15 protein-coding genes are annotated in these 22620 nt (G+C 63.8%); 10 read left to right on the top strand and 5 right to left on the bottom strand.

Annotation, left to right across the window (positions count from 1 at the left end):
* Positions 1-75 precede the first annotated feature (75 nt).
* The 6 genes from BLR63_RS06360 to BLR63_RS06335 are packed head-to-tail and all read left to right on the top strand — an operon-like array spanning position 76 to position 6915.
* Positions 76-1035, top strand: a complete 960-nt coding sequence (locus BLR63_RS06360; protein WP_010565513.1) for an AAA family ATPase — start codon at positions 76-78, stop codon at positions 1033-1035.
* A 5-nt stretch (positions 1036-1040) separates the two neighbouring features.
* Positions 1041-1970: a DUF58 domain-containing protein gene (locus BLR63_RS06355; RefSeq protein WP_083365934.1), complete on the top strand. Its 930-nt coding sequence runs from the start codon at positions 1041-1043 to the stop codon at positions 1968-1970.
* Complete coding sequence (locus tag BLR63_RS06350) at positions 1967-2461, top strand: DUF4381 domain-containing protein (RefSeq protein WP_010565515.1); 495 nt, start codon at positions 1967-1969, stop codon at positions 2459-2461. Before BLR63_RS06355 ends, BLR63_RS06350 begins: the two co-directional genes overlap by 4 nt.
* Positions 2454-3542 (top strand): vWA domain-containing protein, encoded by a 1089-nt coding sequence (locus BLR63_RS06345; protein WP_010565516.1) that lies wholly within the window; start codon positions 2454-2456, stop codon positions 3540-3542. The genes BLR63_RS06350 and BLR63_RS06345 overlap by 8 nt, the downstream gene beginning before the upstream one ends.
* Positions 3539-5278: a tetratricopeptide repeat protein gene (locus BLR63_RS06340; RefSeq protein ID WP_010565517.1), complete on the top strand. Its 1740-nt coding sequence runs from the start codon at positions 3539-3541 to the stop codon at positions 5276-5278. The genes BLR63_RS06345 and BLR63_RS06340 overlap by 4 nt, the downstream gene beginning before the upstream one ends.
* Positions 5275-6915, top strand: coding sequence for a BatD family protein (locus BLR63_RS06335; protein ID WP_010565518.1), 1641 nt, complete (start codon positions 5275-5277; stop codon positions 6913-6915). Before BLR63_RS06340 ends, BLR63_RS06335 begins: the two co-directional genes overlap by 4 nt.
* Positions 6916-6956: 41 nt before the next feature.
* On the opposite strand, the gene BLR63_RS06330 is transcribed toward BLR63_RS06335, so the two are convergent.
* The gene (locus tag BLR63_RS06330; RefSeq protein ID WP_010565519.1) at positions 6957-7550 is read right to left on the bottom strand and encodes a hypothetical protein; all 594 of its coding nucleotides are present in this window, start codon (positions 7548-7550) and stop codon (positions 6957-6959) included.
* Positions 7551-7997: 447 nt separating this feature from the next.
* Between BLR63_RS06330 and BLR63_RS06325 the strand changes: the two genes are divergently transcribed.
* The 3 genes from BLR63_RS06325 (at position 7998) to BLR63_RS06315 (ending at position 13327) form a co-directional block, all read left to right on the top strand.
* Positions 7998-8300 carry a DUF6124 family protein gene (locus BLR63_RS06325; protein ID WP_010565520.1) on the top strand — a complete coding sequence of 101 codons (303 nt, stop codon included), beginning with the start codon at positions 7998-8000 and terminating at the stop codon, positions 8298-8300.
* A gap of 150 nt (positions 8301-8450) precedes the next feature.
* Positions 8451-9692 carry an exonuclease SbcCD subunit D C-terminal domain-containing protein gene (locus BLR63_RS06320; protein WP_010565521.1) on the top strand — a complete coding sequence of 414 codons (1242 nt, stop codon included), beginning with the start codon at positions 8451-8453 and terminating at the stop codon, positions 9690-9692.
* Positions 9689-13327, top strand: coding sequence for an AAA family ATPase (locus tag BLR63_RS06315; protein WP_010565522.1), 3639 nt, complete (start codon positions 9689-9691; stop codon positions 13325-13327). The genes BLR63_RS06320 and BLR63_RS06315 overlap by 4 nt, the downstream gene beginning before the upstream one ends.
* Positions 13328-13675: 348 nt before the next feature.
* Here BLR63_RS06315 and BLR63_RS31460 read toward each other — a convergent pair whose 3' ends face one another.
* The 3 genes from BLR63_RS31460 to BLR63_RS06305 form a co-directional block, all read right to left on the bottom strand.
* Positions 13676-13852: a hypothetical protein gene (locus BLR63_RS31460; RefSeq protein ID WP_010565524.1), complete on the bottom strand. Its 177-nt coding sequence runs from the start codon at positions 13850-13852 to the stop codon at positions 13676-13678.
* Between the two features lie 156 nt (positions 13853-14008).
* The gene (locus BLR63_RS06310; protein ID WP_010565525.1) at positions 14009-15184 is read right to left on the bottom strand and encodes a lactonase family protein; all 1176 of its coding nucleotides are present in this window, start codon (positions 15182-15184) and stop codon (positions 14009-14011) included.
* On the bottom strand, positions 15171-15461 hold the full coding sequence (locus BLR63_RS06305; protein WP_010565526.1) for a DUF5629 family protein: 291 nt from the start codon (positions 15459-15461) through the stop codon (positions 15171-15173). Before BLR63_RS06305 ends, BLR63_RS06310 begins: the two co-directional genes overlap by 14 nt.
* Before the next feature lie 194 nt (positions 15462-15655).
* Here BLR63_RS06305 and BLR63_RS06300 point away from each other — a divergent pair, with 194 nt between their 5' ends.
* On the top strand, positions 15656-20209 hold the full coding sequence (locus BLR63_RS06300) for a dermonecrotic toxin domain-containing protein (protein WP_130926111.1): 4554 nt from the start codon (positions 15656-15658) through the stop codon (positions 20207-20209).
* 33 nt (positions 20210-20242) lie between these two features.
* Here the strand turns inward: BLR63_RS06300 and BLR63_RS06295 are convergent, their stop codons facing one another.
* Positions 20243-22618, bottom strand: coding sequence for an efflux RND transporter permease subunit (locus BLR63_RS06295; RefSeq protein ID WP_010565528.1), 2376 nt, complete (start codon positions 22616-22618; stop codon positions 20243-20245).
* Between the last annotated feature and the right edge of the window lie 2 nt (positions 22619-22620).

The following is a 22620-nucleotide window of genomic DNA, read 5'->3' as shown; positions in this document are numbered from 1 at the left end:
ATGCATTAAAGTAGGCGCCCCAGGCCAGGCATTTTTCACAGTGCCCAGGGCTCATCTCTCCAGGAACCGTCATCGATGGAACATCGTGAAGCGCTGCTCGCGCTGCGAACCTTTCTTGCTACGCAGATTCTCGGCCAGGAAAAACTCATCGATCGCCTCCTGATCGCCCTGCTCGCCGACGGCCATATGCTGGTCGAGGGCGCGCCGGGCCTGGCCAAGACCAAAGCGATCAAAGAGCTGGCCGAAGGCATCGAAGCGCAGTTCCATCGCATCCAGTTCACCCCCGACCTGTTGCCCGCCGACATCACCGGCACCGAGATCTATCGCCCGGAAACCGGCAGCTTCGTGTTCCAGCAAGGGCCGATCTTCCACAACCTGGTGCTGGCGGACGAGATCAACCGCGCGCCGGCCAAAGTGCAGTCGGCCCTGCTGGAAGCCATGGCCGAGCGCCAGGTCAGCGTCGGGCGCAGCACCTACGACCTGTCGCCGTTGTTCCTGGTGATGGCCACGCAAAACCCCATCGAGCAGGAAGGCACCTACCCGCTGCCCGAAGCCCAGCTCGACCGTTTCCTGATGCACGTCAAGATCGGCTTCCCGGATGCCGCCGTCGAACGCCGCATCCTGCAACAGGCCCGTGGCGAAGCGCTCAACGGCGAAACCAAGCCCGAGCGTCGCGTCAGCCAGCAAGCGATCTTCGCCGCGCGCAAGGAAATCCTCGGCCTGTACATGGCCGATGCGGTGGAGGAATACCTGGTGCAACTGGTCATGGCCACGCGCACCCCGGCCAAGTTCGACCCGGAAATGGCCGAGTGGATCGCCTATGGCGCCAGCCCGCGCGGCTCCATCGCCCTCGACCGCTGCGCCCGTGCCCATGCCTGGCTGGCCGGGCGCGACTTTGTCAGCCCGGAAGACATCCAGGCGGTGCTGTTCGACGTCTTGCGCCATCGCATCATTCTGTCGTTCGAGGCCGAAGCCGCCGGCATTGACCAGGACCGCGTGGTGCAGCGCATTCTCGACGTCGTTGCCGTCGCTTGAAATCCATGAACGCCAGCGATGGAATCCGCGTCACGCTCAGCGAACTGATTGAGATGCGCCACCGCGTGCGCGAAGTGCAGCTGTTTTCCACACCGAGCCAGCGTAGCCCGCTGATCGGCCTGCACCACTCCAAGCTGCGCGGGCGCGGGGTCGACTTCGACCAGGTGCGGGTGTACCAGGCGGGCGACGACGTGCGCACCATCGACTGGCGCGTCACCGCGCGCACCCAGGAACCGCACACCAAGCTGTTCCACGAAGAGCGCGAGCGGCCGATTTTCATCATGGTCGAACAAAGCTGCCGGCTGTTTTTCGGCTCGGGGCTGATGTTCAAGTCGGTGCTGGCGGCCCAGGCGGCGAGCCTGATCGGCTGGGCAGCGCTGGGCCATAACGACCGCGTCGGCGGGCTGGTGTTCGGCGATAACGAGCACTACGAAATCAAGCCGCGCCGCAGCAAACAAAGCCTGCTGCAACTGCTCAACCGCCTGGTGCGCGTCAACCAGAGCCTGAACACCGAAAGCCGCCCTGAAACCGACGCCCTGGGCATGGCCCTGCGCCGTGGCCGCGAAGTGCTACGCCCCGGCAGCCTGGTGATTGTGATCTGCGACGAACGCGCGCTGACCGAGGGCGCCGAACAACAGCTGAGCCTGCTCTCGCGCCATTGCGACCTGCTGCTGCCGATCTCCGACCCGCTGGACCACGCCCTGCCCGCCGCCGGGCTGCTGCGTTTCGCGCAAAGGGGCGCACAGTTGGAACTGGATACGCTGAACGTCGATCTGCGCCAGGCCTACAAGGCCCAGGCTGAAGCGCGCAGCGCCCGCTGGGAATTGCTCGCACAGAAGTTACGCATCTTGCTGATGCCCTTGAGTACCCAGAGCGAAATGGTCGAGCAACTGCGCGACTACCTCAACCCGCAACGCCCGGTTAAAAAGCAATGAGCAGCCTCGACCAACTGCAACCGCTGATCGCCCCGCCCAGCATCGGCTTCTGGCCCCCCGCACCGGGCTGGTGGCTGTTGCTGCTGCTCATCCCGCTGCTCGGTTGGGGGCTGTGGTGGCTGCGGCGCTTCTTGCCGGCACGGCGCCCCGTGGCGCGTGCCGACCAGCCGCTGGACCCGCTGCGCATCGCCGCCCTCGCCGAGCTGGCCCTGATGCCCAAGCCCTATGACGGCGCGCCCGCCGGCGCCTGGCTGCAGCAACTCAACGGCCTGCTCAAGCGCCTGTGCCGCAACGACTACCCCTACAGCCAGAGCCACACCCTCAACGGCCGCAAATGGCTGGCCTTCCTGGACAACCGCTGCCCCGCCGCCGGTCTTACGCGCTGGATGGTGCTGGTCGAAGGCGCCTACAAACCCGAATGCAAACTCGACGACAAAGCCATCGCCGGTCTGACCCAAGCCGTCGACACCTGGATTCGCAAACATGTTTGAGTTCGCCTGGCCGTGGGTCTTCGTACTGCTGCCCTTGCCCTGGGTGATGCGGCTGATCCTGCCGGCAGCCGACAGCGGCGAGCCCGCGTTGAAGGTCAGCTACCTCAGCGACCTCGAAGGCCTCGCCCGCCGCCGTGCCCGCGTCAACCTGCCGGGCTGGCGCCAGCAAGCGCCGTTCGTGGTGCTCTGGTTGCTGCTGCTGAGCGCCGCCGCGCGCCCCGAATGGCTCGGCGAACCGCTGCCGATCGCCGCGAGTGGCCGCGACTTGCTGGTGGCGGTGGACGTGTCCGGTTCCATGGATTTCCCCGATATGCACTGGCAAGACGACGACGTCAGCCGCCTGAACCTGGTGCAACATTTGCTCGGTGACTTTCTCGAAGGCCGCGAAGGCGACCGCGTGGGCCTGATCCTGTTCGGCAGCCAGGCCTACCTGCAAGCGCCGCTGACCTTCGACCGCCACACCGTACGCACCTGGCTCGATGAAGCGCGCATCGGCATCGCCGGCAAGAACACCGCCATCGGCGACGCCATCGGCCTGGCCCTGAAGCGCCTGCGCCAGCGCCCCGCGCAAAGCCGCGTGCTGATCCTGGTGACCGACGGCGCCAACAACGCCGGGCAGATCGACCCGCTGACCGCCGCGCGCCTGGCCGCTGAAGAAGGCGTGAAGATCTACCCCATCGGCATCGGCGCCGACCCGGAACAGACCGGCTCCCTGGGAATCCTGGGCATCAACCCGAGCCTGGACCTCGATGAACCGGCGCTCAAGGCCATTGCCGAGGCCACCGGCGGGCAATACTTCCGTGCCCACGACGGCCAGGAGTTACAGGCGATCAAGGACACCCTCGACCGGCTTGAACCGGTCGAACAGCAACCGACCCAGGCCCGCCCGTCCCAGGCGCTGTACAGTGCGCCCCTGGCCCTGGCCCTGCTGCTGAGCATGTTGCTGGTGATTCAGGAACGCTGGCCGAATAACGCGCTGCAACGGGGAGTCGACAAACTGTTCAGCAAGGGGATTTTCCTGCAACCACACCCGGAATGGCGCCAGCGCCTCAAGCGCCTGCGTTTGCGGAGGCGTCGATGATCGACCTGTGGCCGCATTGGTTCCGCCCCTGGTGGCTGTTACTGCTACCGCTGCTCGGCTGGTTGCTGTGGCAGCTGTGGCACCGGCAAAAACGCGCCGGGCGCTGGCAGATGATCCTGCCGCCGGCCTTCCACGCCGTGCTGCTCAGCGGTGGCAGCGGTCGCGAAAGCCGCTCGCCGTGGGTCATGCTCGGCATCGCCTGGCTATTGGCCGTGCTGGCGTTGCTCGGCCCCAGTTGGCAACGGGTCGAACAGCCCAGCCAGAAACCCTCCGACCCATTGGTGGTGTTACTGGAACTGACCCCGGAAATGCTCGCCACCGACAGCCCGCCCAACCGTCTCGAACAGGCGCGGCGCAAGCTGTATGACCTGTTGCAGGCGCGCAGCGACGCGCAAACCGCCATCGTCGTGTACGCCGGTAGCGCCCACACCCTGGTGCCGCTGTCGGACGACCTCGCCACCAGCCGCAACCTGCTCGAAGCCCTGCGTCCTTCACTGATGCCCGAGTCCGGCCACCGCGCCGACCTGGCGGTGGACAAAGCCCTGGGCCTGCTCAAGCAAGGGGGGCTCGGCCAGGGCCGCCTGCTGCTGATCGGCTCGTCGCTGTCCAAACAGGAACGCCAGGGCATCCGCCTGTTGCTGCAAAGTGGCCAGGCACCGAGCCTGTCGATCCTCGGCATCGGCAGCCGCGAAGGCACCCCGGTGACCCAGGAAAGCGGCGAATTCCTCAAGGACGAACAGGGCGCAATCCTCGTGCCGCGCCTCGACAGCCCCACCCTCAAGGCGTTCGCCAACGAAATGGGCGGACACTACCGCGCCGCCCGCCTGGATGACAAAGACCTGCGCCAACTCGGCATGCTCGATGCCCCGCAAACCCTGCGCGACAACGGTCAACTGCTGCACCTCGACACCTGGGCCGACCAGGGTTACTGGCTGTTGCTGCCCTTGCTGCTGCTCGCCGCCTGCGCCGGACGCCGCGGCTGGCTGTTCTGCCTGCCCCTGCTGCTGCTGACCGCGCCCCAACCCAGCTACGCATTCGGCCTGCAAGACCTGTGGCTGCGCCCCGACCAGCAAGGCCAATACCTGCTCAAGAAAAAACGCCCCGCCGAGGCCGCCGAACACTTCGAAGACCCGCAATGGCAAGGCGTAGCGCTGTACGAAGCGGGTAACTATGCCGAAGCGATCAAGCGCTTCGCCCAAAGCAACGACGCCTATGCCCACTACAATCGCGGCAATGCCCTGGCCAAGTCCGGCGAGCTGGAAGCTGCGATCGACGCCTACGAACAAGCCCTGGAAGCCCAACCCGACCTGGAACCGGCGCTGAAAAACAAAGCCCTGGTGGAAACCCTGTTGCAGGAACAGAGCCAGGCCGCCCCCGAGCAGCCGGCCGACAACGGGGATGACGAAACCAGCCAACCCGGCCAAACTGCACAACCGGGCGCCAGCGGGCAAAGTGCCACTGGCGGCGAACCTTCCGCCGAAGGACCGGGCGAGGCCGCCAGCGGCGACGCCCAGGCCGGCGGCACCGGGCAAGCCGGTGGCAATGAGGTGCCGGGCAGCGAACTGGGCGACGAACAAACCACCACGCCACCGCTGCGCCCCAGCGACACCAGCCTCGACGGCGAACGCCGCCAGGCCCTGGAACAATGGCTGCAGGAGATCCCGGACAACCCCGGCGAGCTGCTGCGACGCAAATTCTGGTACGAACAGCAACAACATCAGGACAAGACTCGATGAGCCGCCGCACCACCCTACTGTTCCTGCTCGCGTTATCGGCAGGCCACGCCCAGGCGGCGAACCTGGTCGCCAGTGTCGACCGCGACCGCCTCAATTCCGGGGAAACGGTGGAACTGACGGTGGAATCCACCGACGTCACCCAATTCGGCAAGCCCGACCTGTCGCCCCTGGATGCACAGTTCGAAGTCAGCGGCACACGCCAGCTCAACCAGCTCACCACCCTGGGCGGCGACAACCACGCGACCACGCGCTGGATCATCACCCTGCTGCCCAAGGAAAACGGCACCGTGGTCATCCCGCCCCTGCAAGTGGGCGAGTACAAGACCCAGCCGATCAGCCTGCAAGTGCTGGAAACCGCCAGCCAGGACACCAGCGCGGAACTGGCCCCGGTGTTCATCGAAGCCAACCTCGACCAGACCAGCGTGTACGTGCAGGCCCAGGCGCTGCTGACCGTGCGCGTGTACCACTCGGTGTCGCTGTATGACGACAGCAGCCTCACGCCGTTGCAGATTCCCGATGCCCGCGTGGAACAGCTGGGCGAGTCGCGCACCTACGAGAAGGTGATCAACAGCATTCGCCATGGCGTGATCGAAACCCGCTACGCGATCTATCCGCAGCACAGCGGAGCCCTGGAGATTCCGGCGCAGACCTTTAGCGCGACCCTGGTGGAATCGCGTCCGCCCCAGGAAAACACCTTGCAAGGCACCAAGCCCGGCAAGTTGATTCATGTGAGTTCGGCGCCACTGGCGTTGACGGTCAAGCCCAAGCCGGCGCAGTACCCCGCCGACACGCCGTGGTTGCCGGCGCGCAGCCTCACCCTCTCGGAAAGCTGGAACCCAGAACCCGAGCACGTACAGGTCGGCGACTCCCTGACCCGCAGCCTCACGCTCAAGGCCGAAGGCTTGTCCAGCGCGCAACTGCCGGTCCTGGCCAGCCCCGACATCGCCGGCCTGCGCCGTTATCCGGACCAACCGGTGCTCGGCAACCAAAGCAACGACCGCGGCCTGACCGGCAGCCGCGAAGACCGCGAAGCCCTGGTGCCCATCCGCGTCGGCGCGCTTGAGCTGCCTGCGGTAGAAGTGGTGTGGTGGAACACCTACGAAGACCATCTGGAACGCACCAGCCTCGCGGCCCGCAACCTGCAGGTGGCGGTCAACCCGAGCCTGGTGGTGGACACCCCCGCCACACCCACCATCATCACCGCCCCCGACGACAGCCGCCTATGGTTGTGGCAATTGAGCACTTTGGTCCTGGCCTGCACCACCCTGCTCGGCTTCGGCCTGTGGTGGCGTGCCCGCCGCCAACCGGCCGTGCAGCGCGCCATCCAAACCGGCCCGAGCCCGCGCACCTTGCTCGATGACCTCAAGCGCGCCGCCCAGGCCAACGACCCCCAGGCCACCCGCCAGGCCCTCGACGCCTGGGCCCGCCAGCAGCCCGAAACCCTGGCGGACATGGCGGCGCGCTTTGTGCCGCTGTCCGATGCCCTCGATGGCCTCAACGGCGCGCTGTACAGCGAGAGCGGCCACTACTGGCTGGGCGAAGACCTGTGGCGCGCGATAAAAGCCATTCCGATGGCTGAACGCGAACAGGACCCGACGGCCGACTCCACCAGCCTGCCGCCGCTGTACCCGAAATGATGCCCATCGGCGCCAACCCGTGGCGCGCCCATCACCTGGCGTTACAGGTGCTTGGCCGAGCGGTCGTTCACGGTATCGCCTAGGACCACGGTCACATTGTCGTAATTGCTCCCCCTGGAACTCACGTGCCAGTCGGTGTTGTGATCCAGGCGATGATCGCTGCGCAAGGCCTTGTAGCCTTGCTCGGTGAAGTCCTTCCACATCCCCGCCGGGGTGCCGCGACGGGCATCGCCATCGCGGGTGATGCCCTCCAGATCGCCGTTACCCGCCTGATGATCGCGACTCACCCCCCTGGCGGTAAGCGACGTATCGATCCAGTTGAGCACCCTGGCCGCGTTGTAGGCCGCATCGGCCCGCGCCTGCGGATCGGGGTTGTTCTCAGTCCAATCCCCCAGGCGCTCATAAGCCAACCCGCGGTTGATGTCTTTTTGATAACCCAGGTTTTTCAGAATCGGATTGGCCTCGATGATCTGCTCAGCACTGCGCCGATCACCGTCCGGGCGCCTGACATTCTCCTGAGGCACAAAATGCAGATCCTTCTCGCCTCTATGGGCGGCGTCAGGCGAGTGGGCGTGAACGAAATTGACGACAGTCGACGCGTGCAAATAGGCCGAATCGAGTGGGGACAGCGCCATCTTGTAGTACCTCTCAAAAATTGATATCGGACACCACCCCGTGGTGGCGTGCGATTCATGATTGGCGCGTGACAGCCATCCGGTTCCCCCCTGCGGCAACTATTCGCGCCGCCATAGGCGTTGAGACAGTGAGCGTGTCAAACGCCAGCAAGCCAAATCCCTTTAATTTGCGGGACGTTTCCTAGACAATCCCACGGCCTTGCGCCTGCTCACTTCACTGGCTAGCCTCTGCTCCGTCGCTGCATATCAGCGATCAGGGGTGAGATCCTGTGAACTGGGAGCCAAGCGTCACAACCGCGGGCAACATGCTCTATGGCGGCTGTGTGCGGGCAGACTTCAGTCTGACCGGGTGCTCCTGTCCGGTAATCTCACCCCGCACATAGCTGCCACCTTTCGTCGAGTGAGATCGGCAAAAGAATGGCTCCCAACCTTTCAGGAGCTTCATTCATGAACAAAAAAATCGTCCCCGACCCACCCCGCTTCACCCCCGACCGCGAACTCTTCGACCGCGCCCTGAGCCACTACCTGCAACCCGCCTCCCCGCCGTCCTTCAGCGTGCACCACGACCTCAGCTTCGAAGACGCCCTGGCGCAGATCTGCGACCTGTTGCGCTGCGCCGCCGCCACCGCAGCAGCCACCACCCAAGGGCTGACCGGCGACCCGCGCCACATGGCCGCCGCCACCGAGCACTTGATCGACAACGCCAAAACCCTGGCCGACCGCGCGCTGGATTGCCTGCAAGCGCATTGACAGCTCGCACCTTGTGGGAGGGGGCTTGCTCCCGATGACGGTGGGTCAGTAATGGATGAGCTGACTGACCCACCACCATCAGGCACCAGCCCCCTCCCCGCTGTTTACAGGTAAACTCCCCTCCTTTTCCTCACCCCCACGGAGTTCGCCTTGCGTCTGTTCCACACCTCCGACTGGCACCTGGGCCAAAACCTCCATGGCCAGGAACGCGACTTCGAACACGCCTGTTTCCTTGAGTGGCTATTGCGCCAGATCGGGGTGCATCATCCGGATGCGCTGCTGATCGCCGGCGATATCTTCGATACGGTCAATCCGCCGCTCAAGGCCCAGGAGCGGCTGTATGACTTCATCATCAGCGCCCACGAACAAAACCCGCAGTTGACCATTGTGATGATCGCCGGCAACCACGACTCCGGCTCGCGCATCGAGTTGCCTGCGCCGTTGATGCGCCGTTTGCGCACCCATGCCTTAGGGCGCGTGCTGTGGCTGGATGATGGCCAACTGGATGCCGAACGTCTGCTGATCCCGTTGCCGGATGCCAAGGGCAAGATCGCCGCGTGGTGCCTGGCATTGCCATTCCTGCGCCCGGCGGAAGTCACCGGCGCACAGCTGGGTGACGACTACCTGCACGGTATCGGCCAGGTGCATGAATGGCTGATCGCGGCGGCTAACGCCAAACGTAAAAAAGGCCAGGCGCTGATCGCCATCAGCCATGCGCACATGGCCGGTGGGTCGGTGTCGGAAGATTCTGAGCGCAGCCTGATCATCGGCAATGCCGAGGCGCTGCCGGCCAAACTGTTCGACAAAAGTGTCGGCTATGTTGCCCTCGGCCATTTGCACAAGCCGCAAAAGGTCAATGGCGAAGAGCGTATTCGCTACAGCGGCTCGCCGATTCCGTTGTCGTTTTCCGAAATTGGCTACAAGCACCAGATTCTCGACGTGACCTTCCAGGGCGAACGACTGGTCGGCGTCGAGCCGCTGCTGATCCCCCGTTCGGTCAACCTGCAACGCCTGGAGGCCGCGCCCCTGGCCGACATCCTCAAACAGCTGGCCGACCTGCCCGACATCGACCTGCTCGCCGAAACCCAGCGCCACCCCTGGCTGGAAGTGCGCGTGCGCCTCGACGAGCCGCAACCCGACCTGCGCCAGCAGATCGAATCCGCGCTGCAAGGCAAGGCCGTGCGCCTGGTGCGCATCGCCGCCGAGTACGCCGGCAAGCGCGACAGTGATGGGACTGACGAAGAGCGTCTGATCGAACTCGACCAACTCACGCCCCAGGAGCTGTTCAGCCGCGCCTGGCAGGACAGCTACGGCAGCGAAGTGGATGAACAGACCTTGAAGGATTTCGCCGTGCTGCTCCAGGAAGTGCAACAGGAGGGCGAACAGCCATGAAGATCCTTGCCATCCGCTTGAAAAACCTCGCGTCCCTGGCCGGCCCGTTCGAGATCGACTTCACCGCCGAACCCCTGGCCAGCGCCGGCTTGTTTGCGATTACCGGGCCGACCGGCGCCGGCAAAAGTACCTTGCTCGATGCGCTGTGCCTGGCGTTGTTTGGCGCGGTGCCACGCCTGGGGGATACCGGCCAGGCGAAGATGCCCGACGCCGATAGCGATATTTCCATCGGTGACCCGCGCACCCTGATCCGTCGCGGCACCGGCGGCGGCTATGCCGAGGTGGATTTCGTCGGGGTCAGCGGCCGCCGCTACCGCGCGCGCTGGGAAGCCAATCGCGCTCGCGACAAGGCCAGCGGCAAGTTGCAGAACAGCCGGCAAAGCCTGATCGACCTGGACAGCGACCAACTGCTGGCCAGCCAGAAAACCGAATACAAAACCCAGCTGGAACTGGCCCTGGGCCTGAATTTCGAGCAGTTCACCCGTGCCGTGTTGCTGGCGCAAAGCGAGTTCAGTGCGTTTCTCAAGGCCAACGACAACGAACGCAGCGAACTGCTGGAAAAACTCACCGACACCGCGCTCTATACCCAGCTCGGGCGTCGTGCGTTCGACAAGGCCAAGGAGGCCAGGGACGCGCACAAACTCCTGCAGGACCAGGCCACCGGCGTGGTGCCCCTGGCCGCTGAAGCCCGCGCCGAACTGGACCAGCAATTGGACGCGGCCCAGCAGCAGCTCAAGGCCCAGCAAGCCCAGCTCAAACAGTTGGAGCTACAACACACCTGGCTCAAGGAACTGCGCGAATGGCAGGACCGCCAACTCAGCGCAACCGAAGACCTGCACCGCGCCCAAGCCGAGTGGGACAGCCAGGCCGCGCAACGCCAGGACCTGAGCCACCTGGAACACCTGGCACCGCAACGCCATGCCTTTGCGCGCCAGGCCGAACTGCACACCGTGCTCACGCCGTTGGCCGCACAGATCCAGGCGCACATCGCGCAACAGGCCGAGCTGCAAACCCGCCAGGCGCAACTGCAACAACAGCAGGCCGAGGCCCAGGCCGCGCTGATTGATGCGCAGCAACGCCAGGCCGCCGCCGCACCGCTGCTACGCCAGGCCTTCGATGCGCAAAACACCCTCGCCCACCTGACCGACAACCTGGGCAAACGCGAAGCGGAAAAGCAGCTGGCTGAAACGGCCTGTACTGAAGGCCAAGCCCACCTGAATGGCTTGCTCGACACGCAAAAACATGTCGACGAACGCCTGCAACGCCTGGCCGCCGAACTTGAGCGCACGGTGTTTTTGGCGCCGTTGAGTGAGGGTTGGAGCTTCCAGCGCGAGCGTCTGCAACAGTTGATGGTGATCGGCAACCGCCTGAAAAAAGGCCAGGAAGAACTGCCGCAACTGGAACAACGCGCCAATCGTCTCGCTGAAAAATGGACAGAACAACGCAACGCCCTTGACCTGCTTTACCACGAAGCCGGCGCCGAGCCCCATGCCGTCGCCGAGCAGATCCAATTGCTCGGTGGCCTGCTGCAAGACAACCGCAAACAGCAGCGTGGCCTTGAAGACCTGGCGCGGCTGTGGGACAGCCATCAGCAGTTGGACGCCCAGGGCCAATCGCTGGGCGAAAGGCTCGTGGCGGCACAACAGCAGCGAGAACAGCTGATTCAAGTCGGGCTCAAATCCAAGACTGAACTGGCAACCGCCGAGCAAACCCTAGCGGTGACCAAGCAATTGCTCGAGCGCCAGCGCCACGCGCGCAGCGAGAGCGTTGAAGAACTGCGTGCCCAGCTTCAGGACGACCAGCCCTGCCCGGTTTGCGGCAGTCATGAGCATCCCTACCATCAGCCGCAAGCCCTGCTGAACAGTTTGGGACGCCATGATGCGCACGAAGAAGCGACAGCGCAGCAAGCCGTCGACGATCTCAACCGCAAACTCAGTGAGTTGCGCGGCGATCTGGGCGGCGTCAATGCCCAGATCAAAGAGTTCCTGAGCCAGCAGGAGCAGCTCGCGGCCAAACAACGCAGCTCGGCGTCGGAGCTTGAAGCCCAGCCGCTGTCCGCCACGCTGTTCAACCACGATGCCGACAAGCGCAGTGCCTGGCTGACCCAGCAATTGAGCCAGCTCAACCAGAGCATTGGCCAGGACGAACAACGCCAAAGCGCCTTGCTCAACCTGCAAAAGAATGCCGGCCAGTTGCAGCAACAATTGCAAGCCGCCCAGGACGCCAGTCAGCAGGCTCGCCAGCAGTTGATCGACCAGCAACGGGAGCTGGCCAACGACCGCGAGCGCCTCGACGAGGAGCTCAACGGGTTTACCAGTTTGGTGCCTGGCGAGACCCTCGAAGGCCTGCGCAACGATCCGGCAAACACCTTCCTGCAACTGGACCAGCACGTCAGCCAACGCTTGGAGCAGTTGGACCATCAGCGCGAAGAACAGCTCGAGCAACAGCAACGGCAGCAGGCAATCGACAAGGAACAGGACCGCCAACAGCATCGCCAACAACAGCGGGACGTGCTGCAACAGCAGTACAACGAACTGGCCACGCAACAACAGGCCGCGCAGGAAAAGCTGGCCGCCTTGGTGGGCGAACACGGCAACGCCGAACACTGGCAACAGCAGTTGGAGCAGGCGGTGGAACAGTCACGCCAAAGCGAGAGCGACGCCAACCAGCAGTTGCAGCAAACGCGCGACGCCTTGGTGCAATTGGCCGCCGACCTCAAGGCCCAGCAGGAACGCCAGCAGGCCCTGCAAGCCGAACAGCAAAGCCTTGACGCCCGTCTCAACGACTGGCGCGCCCTGCATCCAGAGTTGGACGATGCCGGTCTCAACCGGTTGCTGGCCTTCGACGATGCCCAGGTCAGCGCGCTGCGCCAGCAGCTGCAACACAGCGAGAAAGCCGTCGAACAGGCCAAAGTGCGGCTGCAAGAACGCGAACAGCACCTGGCCGAACACCAGGCACTGCACAACGGCAATCTGGAGGCTGAACAGTTGGACGCCACCTTGGCCGCGCTCAACCAGCAATTGGCCGACAGTGAGAAACACTGCGCCGAACTGCGCGCGCGCCAGGCCGAAGACCAGCGCCGCCAGGACGCCAACCACGCCCTGGACGTGCAGATCGCCAAAGCCTATGAGGAATGGCAACGCTGGGGCCGCCTGAATGCACTGATCGGCTCGGCCAGCGGCGACACCTTCCGCAAGATCGCCCAGGCCTACAACCTCGACCTGCTGGTGCACCACGCCAACGTGCAACTGCGCCAACTGGTGCGCCGCTACCGCCTCAAGCGCGGCGGCAGCATGCTCGGTCTGCTGGTGCTCGATACGGAAATGGGCGACGAACTGCGCTCGGTGCACTCGTTGTCGGGTGGCGAGACGTTCCTGGTGTCCCTGGCGCTGGCGTTGGGCCTGGCGTCAATGGCGTCAAGCACCTTGAAGATCGAATCGTTGTTTATCGACGAAGGCTTCGGCAGCCTCGACCCGGAGTCGCTGCAATTGGCGATGGACGCCCTGGACGGCTTGCAGGCCCAGGGCCGCAAAGTGGCAGTGATCTCCCACGTGCAGGAAATGCACGAACGTATCCCGGTGCAGATCCAGGTCAAGCGCCAGGGCAATGGGCTGAGTACGCTGGAGGTCAAGTAAACGGGGGGTTGGGTTGGCGGGGTTGCCTGCCCACCAGCCCCCAGCCGCTTCACCCTTCCAACAAACTCAACAACCGCTCGCGAGCCACCTCTGGTTCACCGTCGTCCGCCTGCACAGACGACAAGATCGGAGCGGAATAGAGGAACAGGATTACTGCGGCGATTCGAAGTGCCATGCTGTCAATTCCATGATGAAAGGCGTCAATATTCGAGCGCCAAATTAAAGCACATGGCAATGTGACATTACACAATTATTATTGCCATTGATGCACAAACGCCAAACCACTGGAACGCGCAAGGTTGCGTTTCAGTGGTTTGGCGTTTGGGTGCGGGGCTCGATCAACCCGTGTTACAGGCTTTTGTGATCCAGGGCGGCATAGAAGTTGGCACTTTGTTGCAGGTATTTCTGGGTATAGGCACGGCTGCTGGACGTTTTTCCGGTCACGTCCACGCTGGCGGCGGCCGGCAGGGCCACGGTGGCGGAAACAGCGGAAGCGGCGATGACGGAGAAGAGGTTCAAATTCATGTCGGTAACCCTTGTGTTCGTTTGGTGGGGTGGCCGGGGAAGGCCTTGGAACCGAACTTACGCCTGGGGGTTGAACCTTAGAAATGCTTTGAAACAGTAGCCGATATTAATGCGATTAATACAAAGGGTCAGGCCCCGCCGTCCGGGGCCTGTGGCTTATTGACGCACCAGGAACTTGAGGTCGCTGGGGGCATCCATCGCCAATGTCTGCACGGTTTTACCCAGCAGGCCGGTCTTGGGGTCACGTTCGACCACCACGATTTGGTTGCTTTTCTGATTGGCGATCAGCAGGAACTTGCCGCTGGGGTCGAGGCTGAATTCACGCGGGTGGTCGCCTTCCACGGACCGTCGCTGGACTTCCTTGAGATGGGCGGTCGCCGGGTCGATGCCGAACACCACGATCTGGTTGGCCGTGCCACGGTTGCTCACATACAGGAATTTGCCATCACTGGAGGCGTGCAACGCGGCGCCGGCCTTGTCGGCCAGCGGCTGTCCGGCGGCGAAATCTACCAATTGGGTCTGGGTGAGCTTGCCATCCTGGTAATCGAACACCGCGACCTGGGCGCTCATCTCGGTGGTCAGCCAGGCATGCTTGCCATCGGCGCTGAACAGCAGGTGACGCGGGCCGCTGCCCGGTGGCAACTGCACAGAAGCGGGATCGGCCGGAGTCAGTGGCTGTTCAGGGTTGGCCTTGGGATCGTAGCGGTAGGCAAACACCTTGTCCGCGCCCAGGTCCTGAACGAACACGTACTTGCCATCCGGCGACGACACCACCGAGTGCACATGGTTGGAGGCCTGGCGCTCGGGGTTGACCCGGCTGGCCGGGTGCCCGCTCAGCTGCACCGGTGCCGACAGCTTGCCTTCGGCGTCCACCGGCAGAACCGCCAGGCTGCCGCCCGGATCTTCCAGCACTGAATAGTTGGCGACGAACAGGTAGCGCCCATCGGCGGCGACGCTGGAATGGGTCGGCTCGCTGCCCAGGCTCTGCACCTGATTGATGAGCGTCAGTTGATGATTCTTCGGGTCGATGCGGTAGCTGCTCACGCGGCCGACCGGGTCTTTCTGGCCAGGGCCGTTTTCATTGACCACGAACAGATGGCTCTGGTCCCTGGAGACCGTCAGCCACGACGGGTTGGCCGCTTTCGCCGCCAGCACCGGCTGGCCCTGGAACCGGCCGGTGCGGCTGTCGAATTGCAGGCGGTAGATCCCTTCGCTGCTGCCGGCGGTGTAGCTGCCCACCAGCAGTTCATAGGTGTCGACCGGTGCGGCCTGCACCGACATCGCGCCAACGCTGCCGGCCATCAGCAGGGGCCAGAATTTACGCATCATCATGCTCGTCGTCCTCGTCGTTATTGTTGCCGGTGACCGCCGTCATGCACACCAGGCGGTGTTCGCCCGAATCACCGGTGAGGGTCCAGCTTTGCAAGGCTTCATCAAAGGTCGCGGCCTGTAGTTGCGCGGCACTGAACGACCAGCGTTTTTCAGCGCGGCCATCCATGCACACGATCAGTAGCTTTTGATCGTCGAGGGTGAAATCGAAGGCGTACAGGCCGTCAATTTCGAGCATGTCGCTGGAGGCAAGTTCAGTCGGCAGGTTGGCAGCAGTCATCGGGATCGTTCATCAGAGGGAAAGACGCTGATGATAGGCCAATCCACCGGCGCTTTCTCCTCTTGTGTGGCCCTACGGTAGCCCGTTACCCCATCTTCCCGGCCACGGCTTGGCATCCTCAATGCGACGGTTCAATCAAAAAAGGATGTTTATGCCAATCCCCCCTTCCCGATCTTTTCACCCAACCCCCCACGTTGCAGACGGTAATCCAGCAATTGCTCGGCAGTGCATTATCGGAGCGCTATCCCGCCCTGGTCGTCGACCTGTCCACACTGCAACTGGCGATCCCAAGCACCCGGCAGTGGCAGTTCCGACCGCTGATGGCCGTGGTCCAGGATTACTTGGGCGGTGTCGCACCGTTGGACTTCAGCGACGTCGGGGCCCAGGACTATTACCTGTCCGAGCGCCCGCCGACACGCCTCAAATATCCCGATGCCACGCGCAGCCGCCTGGACATCAAAGCCATTGAAACGCTGATCAAGGAGTTGCCCCAGACACTGCCCACCGCCCTGCAAAACGCGTTGGTCGAGTATTGGAATGCCGATGCCGAGCGCTGTCGCCGGCTGGCGGATGCGTTGATGGACAGGCTGCGGATCGCGGCCATCCGCCAGGTCGGGCTGACGGCACAGGCCCGAAGCACCGTGGACCAACTGGTCACCCTCCCCGACCGTGAACAGCGGGTCGCGCGCCATGGCGAACGGGCGGTGTATGCCTATTGCCTGGAAACCCTCCTGACCCATGACGCCCGCCAAGTCACGCTGCTGGGCCCCGAACTGGTGCTCACCCAGACCGGCAACGGTGTCGCCCCGGCGCTGCTGTGTACACCGGCAGGCGCCATCGAAGTGTTCGCCTCCATGGACGACTTGCTGCAAGCCTGGGGGCAACGCCTGGCCGCGCAGTACAGCTGCGACGACATCCTGATCCGGCGTTACGAGCCCCAAGGCAATGTGTTCGACCATCAAGCAACGATGCTGCTCAACCGCCAACAGGAACGCCTGGGCGCCTGGCGCCTGCCCGCCACGAACGGATTCGACGCCCTGCAAACCGAATACCTGGCCCTCTGCGACCCCGAGCATTACCTGTCGTCCCCCGCGATGCTCGCACCAGCGGCCCTCGAGCCGCTGCGCGCCAAGTTGCCGGCCTGGTTGCAACAGGCCGGCACAGCCGCGCAAGCCCGTTACCGACGCCTGAGCCTGGGCTTGGCCAGCGCCAAACTGCGCAGCGGTGGCCGCACCTTTCTCAGTGATATTCCGGATATCCGCACCTTCGCCACCGAGGCCCTGCGCCAAGCGCTGCAAAAGGACGCGGCCGGGGACGCGCCCGACCCGGACGACCTGGAACTGATCTTTGCTGTCGCCGCCGGTTACCCCGGCACTGCCGGCATCGTGAAACACGAGCACATGAGCCTGACCGATCTGGCCATCCGAAACCTGGCCGGGCGGCCCCATGGCGAACTGAGCATTCGTCATCGCCAGGGCCTGGCCTTGCCCGCCTGGCTGACTCCGCAGGCCGTGCTCGGTAGCGGCGGGCTGATCGAACAAGTCGATATCGGCCAGCAGTACCCACGCAGGCTGCAAACCGAATTGCTCGGCGACACACCCCAGGCACGCGCACGCGAGACCCTGTTTGCCGACCAGCAGAGCCTGCAATTGCCGCTGCTGGCCCTGGAACTGAGCCTGCAAAACCGCCACGGGCTGACCCTGGCCGGCGCCCGCCGGGTCGAGGCGCTGATGCAGCCGGAGATGGCCGACCAGCAGGTGGACGGCCAACGTATCGTGATCCGGCACCTGACCCTGGTGCGTTCGACCGATGCCACGCCGGATGCGGTGGCCAATATGTACCTCATCGAAGGAGAAGACCCGATGAGCGGGCCGCATCTGCTTTACCGGCCGTTGTATGCCGAGCCCCTTTACGAGTTTGCCAGTCGCGCGGCGCTGTTCGAGGCGATTGCCACGCCGGGCGAGCTGCAATCGAGCGTGCTGCTGTGGCTGAGCGACGCCGCCCGGCCGATCTACGATCATGGTGGGTTTCGCGAACCCCACTATGTGCGTTTCGGCTTGGGCGATGAGTTTGCGGTGATACGCACACCCGCGCCCGCCCACCTGGGCGCCAACGGTACCAACGATGAGTTGCATCAGTACCTGATCAGCGGCCGGCTGTTGCAGTACCTGTACACCGAAAACGCCAACGCGATGATCCGCCAGGCCGACCGTGAATCCTTGTCCAACCACGAAAGCCGCTGGCAACTGCTGCTCGAAGGCGGCGGCCTGCTGTTCGGCAGCGTGTTGTATCCGCTCCTTCGGGGGCCGGCCATGCTCACCGGCTGGCTGTTGAGCCTGATCGCCAGTTTCTCGATGGACATCGAGGCATTGGAGGCCGACGATCCGAAAGTCCGCGAGCTGGCCACTGTCGATCTGCTGCTCAACCTCGGGCAGATCCTGCTGGAGGGCACGCCACCGACCAGCGCACTCGGGGCTGCCCGCCGTGACATCCCAGCCCTGCCCTTGCCTGCGCGTGTTGCCGAACAGTGGCCTGCGCCTGCGGGAACGCGAATCCGCGAAGGGGTGGTGCACCTGCCCGGCGTGCTGCCCCAGCCCGACAAGACCGTGCTGGATTTCAGCTTTGCCCAGGCACGTCACCGCCTCACGCCCGAACAGCAGGCGCGTCTGGCGAGCTTCAAGGTGCAACGCCCGGCCACCTTGCCCACCGCGATTGAGGACGGGCCGCACAAGGGGCTGTACCGTGACGAGCCGCACTGGTACGCGCGGGTGGCGGGTGAATGGTTCCGGGTGACCCTGGATGGGGACACGGGGGTCACCGTGGTCGACCCCGACAACCCGCAGCGCCTGGGCCCGCCCTTGCGCGTCGACGAACAGGGCAACTGGTCGGTGGATACCCGCTTGCGCCTGCGTGGCGGCATGCCGCCCAAGCGCATCCAGGCCGCCCGTTTGCAGAGGGCGCAACGGATAGACGAGTTGCGCGCCGCCTATGAGCGATTCGTCAGCGCGCAAGTCGCCCAGCAACGCACGGTGGACATCGCCCATTCGGTCATGGAGCGCGCCAGCGAGGACCCACGGTTCACCGCCGCTCAGCAGCAAAGCACCCGCGAGCGCTTCGACAAAGTCCTGCAGGAACAGACCACTGACTACCTGCATATCCTGGACGCCCACAAAGAGCGCCAGGAACTGGGCATTCCGCTGCCCTCCTCGACCCTCGCCGCACTCATGGAAAACCTGGTCAACAACGCGCGCAAGCACGTAGTGGTCGCCGAACAGGAGCGCATGGCGCTCTACAGTGCCCACACGCAGTTCCTGGTCCAGGGCCCGCAGTTGTACCTGTCGGTGATCAACGCGCCGGCACGTTATGAAGCGTTCATCAAACAGTCGCTGGCCATCAACGAACGCTCGATCCGCTGGCTCGAAATGCGTGATCGCTACCGCGATGAGCTGTTCAACCTTGGCCTGCCCGGCGCCGAAGGGTACGCGCGACTGGTCCTGGACCGCCCTGACGAAATCAGTGCACTGGCGGTCAAGGACTTGCAGATTCGCAGCCTGAAACTGGTGGTGATCAAGCACCTCGAGCACACCTTGTTCGAGACCTTGGACGAGGTGCTCACACCGTTGCAATCCCAGGTGCGCACCCACAGTGAACTCAACGCTCTGGAGCTGTCCGCGCAAGAACGGGTGACGATCCTGCAGAGCCTGGTGGAACGCTACGGCAGCGCACTGGACGCTCTACAGGGAATCGGCATCATCAATCGCGACGAGCTTGAAAGCACTTACTTCAGCCAGTTGTTCACGCTGGTCGAAAGCCTTTACCAAGAGGCCGCCCGCCAATTCGCCGGAGAGCTAAAGCCCGTTGTCCCGGCGGCCAAGCGTCCGGCGCGGCGCAAGACGAGCATGGCGGGCAAACCCACGAAGAAAATCATTCGGACCGCACGCCGTGGCACCCTGATCGGCGAGCTCAAACCCGTCGGCAATGTCGAGGTCGTGGAGGTCCGGGACGAGGTCGGCAACCAATTGCTGGACATGTATTCGCAAAGTGGCGACGAGTGGGTCGTGTACCGCGAGCAGCGCCCTCCCCAGTCGCCCAGACCGAGCCGGGCCCTCAGCCTGATCAAGGGCGAGGCGCGCAAACTGTTTGCCATGCTCGAAGCGCACCTGCGGCGGGGCAAGGATTATAAAAAAGTCTCGCGCCACCCCCAGGAAGTCGAGGAGATCCTGCACTTCGAAGCGACCCGCTACACCAAGCTGGCCACCGAACTCGACCAGGCCATCCAGGCCCAGCCCCAGGCGGCGCGGCTGGCGGCCGACCAGGCGTTGGTTACGCAGATGCTGGCGGCGGCGCAGCAGTTGATTGAACTGGGGACCGAGTTGCGCATCGCGTTGTGCCTGGAACTGCCGCCGACCCACGGCAACCTCGACTACCTGGCGGCGCAGAAACGGGCCTATGTGGCGCGCTGGGGAGAACGCTTGCAGTTAAGCGGCGAGCGGCGGGATTTCATCCAGGAATATGCGATCACCGATCCGAAAGGACAGCCGCTGTGGTATGCGCATTTTCACTACCCGGCCGTCAACACGCCGAAAGCCGACTACAGCGCCGCCCACCTCAAGACCCGTGAGCAGCGCCAAGTCAGTTACTACACGTTGCTGGCCAGCGCCCAGGGACCCCAGGCGGTGGTGAATGTACATCGCGGGCTGATCGGCAAGGCGTTGGCCGAACGCTTGTTCCTGCCCCTGGCGCCGTAGCGGTCAAGCTCGGCGCCAGGGGGCTGGCGGCGGTCAGTGGGCGAACAGCGAATTGCCCTTCTGCCCCGCCAGCTTCTCCGGTTTGATCAGGAAGCGCGCCAGTGCCGGCAGCAGCCATAGCGCACCGAACATGTTCCACAACAGCATGAAGGTCAGCATCAGGCCCATGTCGGCCTGGAACTTGATGGCCGAGAAGATCCAGGTGCACACGCCGATGGCCAGGCACAAACCGGTGAACAGCACGGCCTTGCCGGTGGACTTGAGCGTCTGGTAATAGGCTTCCTGCAACGGCAGGCCCGCACGCAGGAAACTTTCCAGGCGGCTGTAGATGTAGATGCCGTAGTCCACGCCGATCCCCACGCCCAACGCCACCACCGGCAGGGTCGCGACCTTGACGCCGATGCCTATGAACGCCATCAGCGCGTTACCCAGCACCGAGGTCAGCACCAGCGGCAGCACGATGCACAGGGTCGCCGCCCAGGAACGGAAGGTGATCATGCACATGGTGGCCACGCACAGGTACACCAGGATCAGGATGGTCAGTTCCGATTCCTTGATCACCTCGTTGGTGGCCGCCTCGATCCCGGCGTTACCGGCGGCAAGGATGAACTCCAGGCCGTCCTTGTTGTTTTCCTTGGCGAACTCCTGCACCGCATGCACAGCGCGGTCGAGGGTTTCGGCCTTGTGGTCGTTGAGGAACACCAGCACCGGCGCGAGGGAGCAATTGTTGTTGTACAGGCCATCGGCGCGGGCGATGGAGTTGTTCAGTACATCGGGGTTGCGCGACAGGGTTTCCCATTTCAGGTTGCCCTCGTTCATGCCCTTGATCATCTGCTTGGATACGGTCACCAGCGAGATCGCCGACTGCACGCCCTCGGTGTTCTGCATTTTCCACATCAACTGGTCGATGGGCGCCATGGCCTCGTAGCGCGAACAGCCTTCGGCCTTGGTCTTGACCATCACCACCAGCACATCGGAGCTGGTGGAGTAGTTGCTGATGATGAAGTTGTTGTCCTTGTTGTAGCGCGAGTCCGGACGCAGTTCCGGCGCGCCTTGATCGAGATCGCCGATCTTCAGGTGCTGGCTGTACCAGAGGCCGCCACCGAAGGCGACCAGCGCGAGCAGGACCGACACCGGCGCGACTTTGGGGCTGGCGAATCTGGACAGCAGGCGCCAGAACGGGTGTTCGCGGTGCGCGTCCTTCTTGCTCCGGGCGATGGCGCGCTTGCTGATGCCGGCATAGGAAATCGCCACCGGCAGCAGGATCAGGTTGGTGAACACGATCACCGCCACGCCGATGGAGGCGCCGATGGCCAGTTCGCGGATCACGCCGATGTCGATGATCAGCAGCGTGATGAACCCCACCGCATCCGCCAGGATCGCGATCATCCCCGGCAGGAACAGTTGCCGGAAGGTACGCCGGGCGGCGGTCAATGCGTTGTCCGCGTCGCTCGATTGCAGGGCGATACCGTTGATCTTCTGCACGCCGTGGGAGATCCCGATGGCGAAGATCAGGAACGGCACCAGCATCGAATAGGGGTCGAGGCCGAAGCCGAAGAAGTGCATCAGGCCCAGTTGCCAGACCACCGCCACCAGCGTCGTGCTCAACACCGCGACGGTGCTGCGCAGGCAGTTGGTGAACCACAGCAACAGCACCAGGGTGATGACGAAGGCAATGCCGAAGAACAGCACGACCATCACCAGGCCATCGATCAGGTCGCCGACCTTCTTGGCGAAACCGACGATGTGGATCTTGACGTTGGGGTTCTGCGCCTCGAACTTGTCGCGGATCTTGTCTTCGAGTTCATGGGAGAACTTGCGGTAGTCCAGGGCCAGCAACTTGCCCTGGTCCTGCGGGTCCGGGTAGGACTCCAGCAGCGGGATGTCGACGATGCTCGACTTGAAGTCGTTGGCCACCAGGCGCCCGACCTGGCCAGACTTGAGCACGTTGTTGCGCAACTGATCGAGACTTTCCTGGGAACCGTTATAGCTCTGGGGGATCACTTCACCGCCGGCAAAGCCTTCTTCGGTCACTTCGGTCCAGCGCACGCTGGGGCTCCACAGCGACTTGAGGCCCGAGCGATCGACGCCGGAAATGTAGAACACCTCGTCGTTGATCTGGCGCAGGGTCTCCATGTACTCCTTGGTGAAGATGTCACCGTCCTTGGCCTCCACCGAGATGCGCACGGTGTTGCCCAGGTTGGCCAGGTCGTTGCGGTGCTCCAGCATCTTTTCGATGAAGGGGTGCTTGAGGGGGATCATCTTTTCGAAGCTGGTGGACGGGCGAATCAACGTCGCCTGCCAGAACAGGAAAATACTCACCAGCAGGCAGATCACGATCACTGCCGGGCGGTTGTTGAAGATCAGGCGCTCAAGAAGGGTCGCTTTATCGTTGTGATGACTGCTCATTC

This window comes from Pseudomonas extremaustralis (assembly GCF_900102035.1).
Taxonomy (GTDB): Bacteria; Pseudomonadota; Gammaproteobacteria; order Pseudomonadales; family Pseudomonadaceae; genus Aquipseudomonas; species Aquipseudomonas extremaustralis.
The sequence above is the reverse complement of the archived record's forward strand: the minus strand, read 5'-3'. Positions and strand labels throughout refer to the sequence as shown.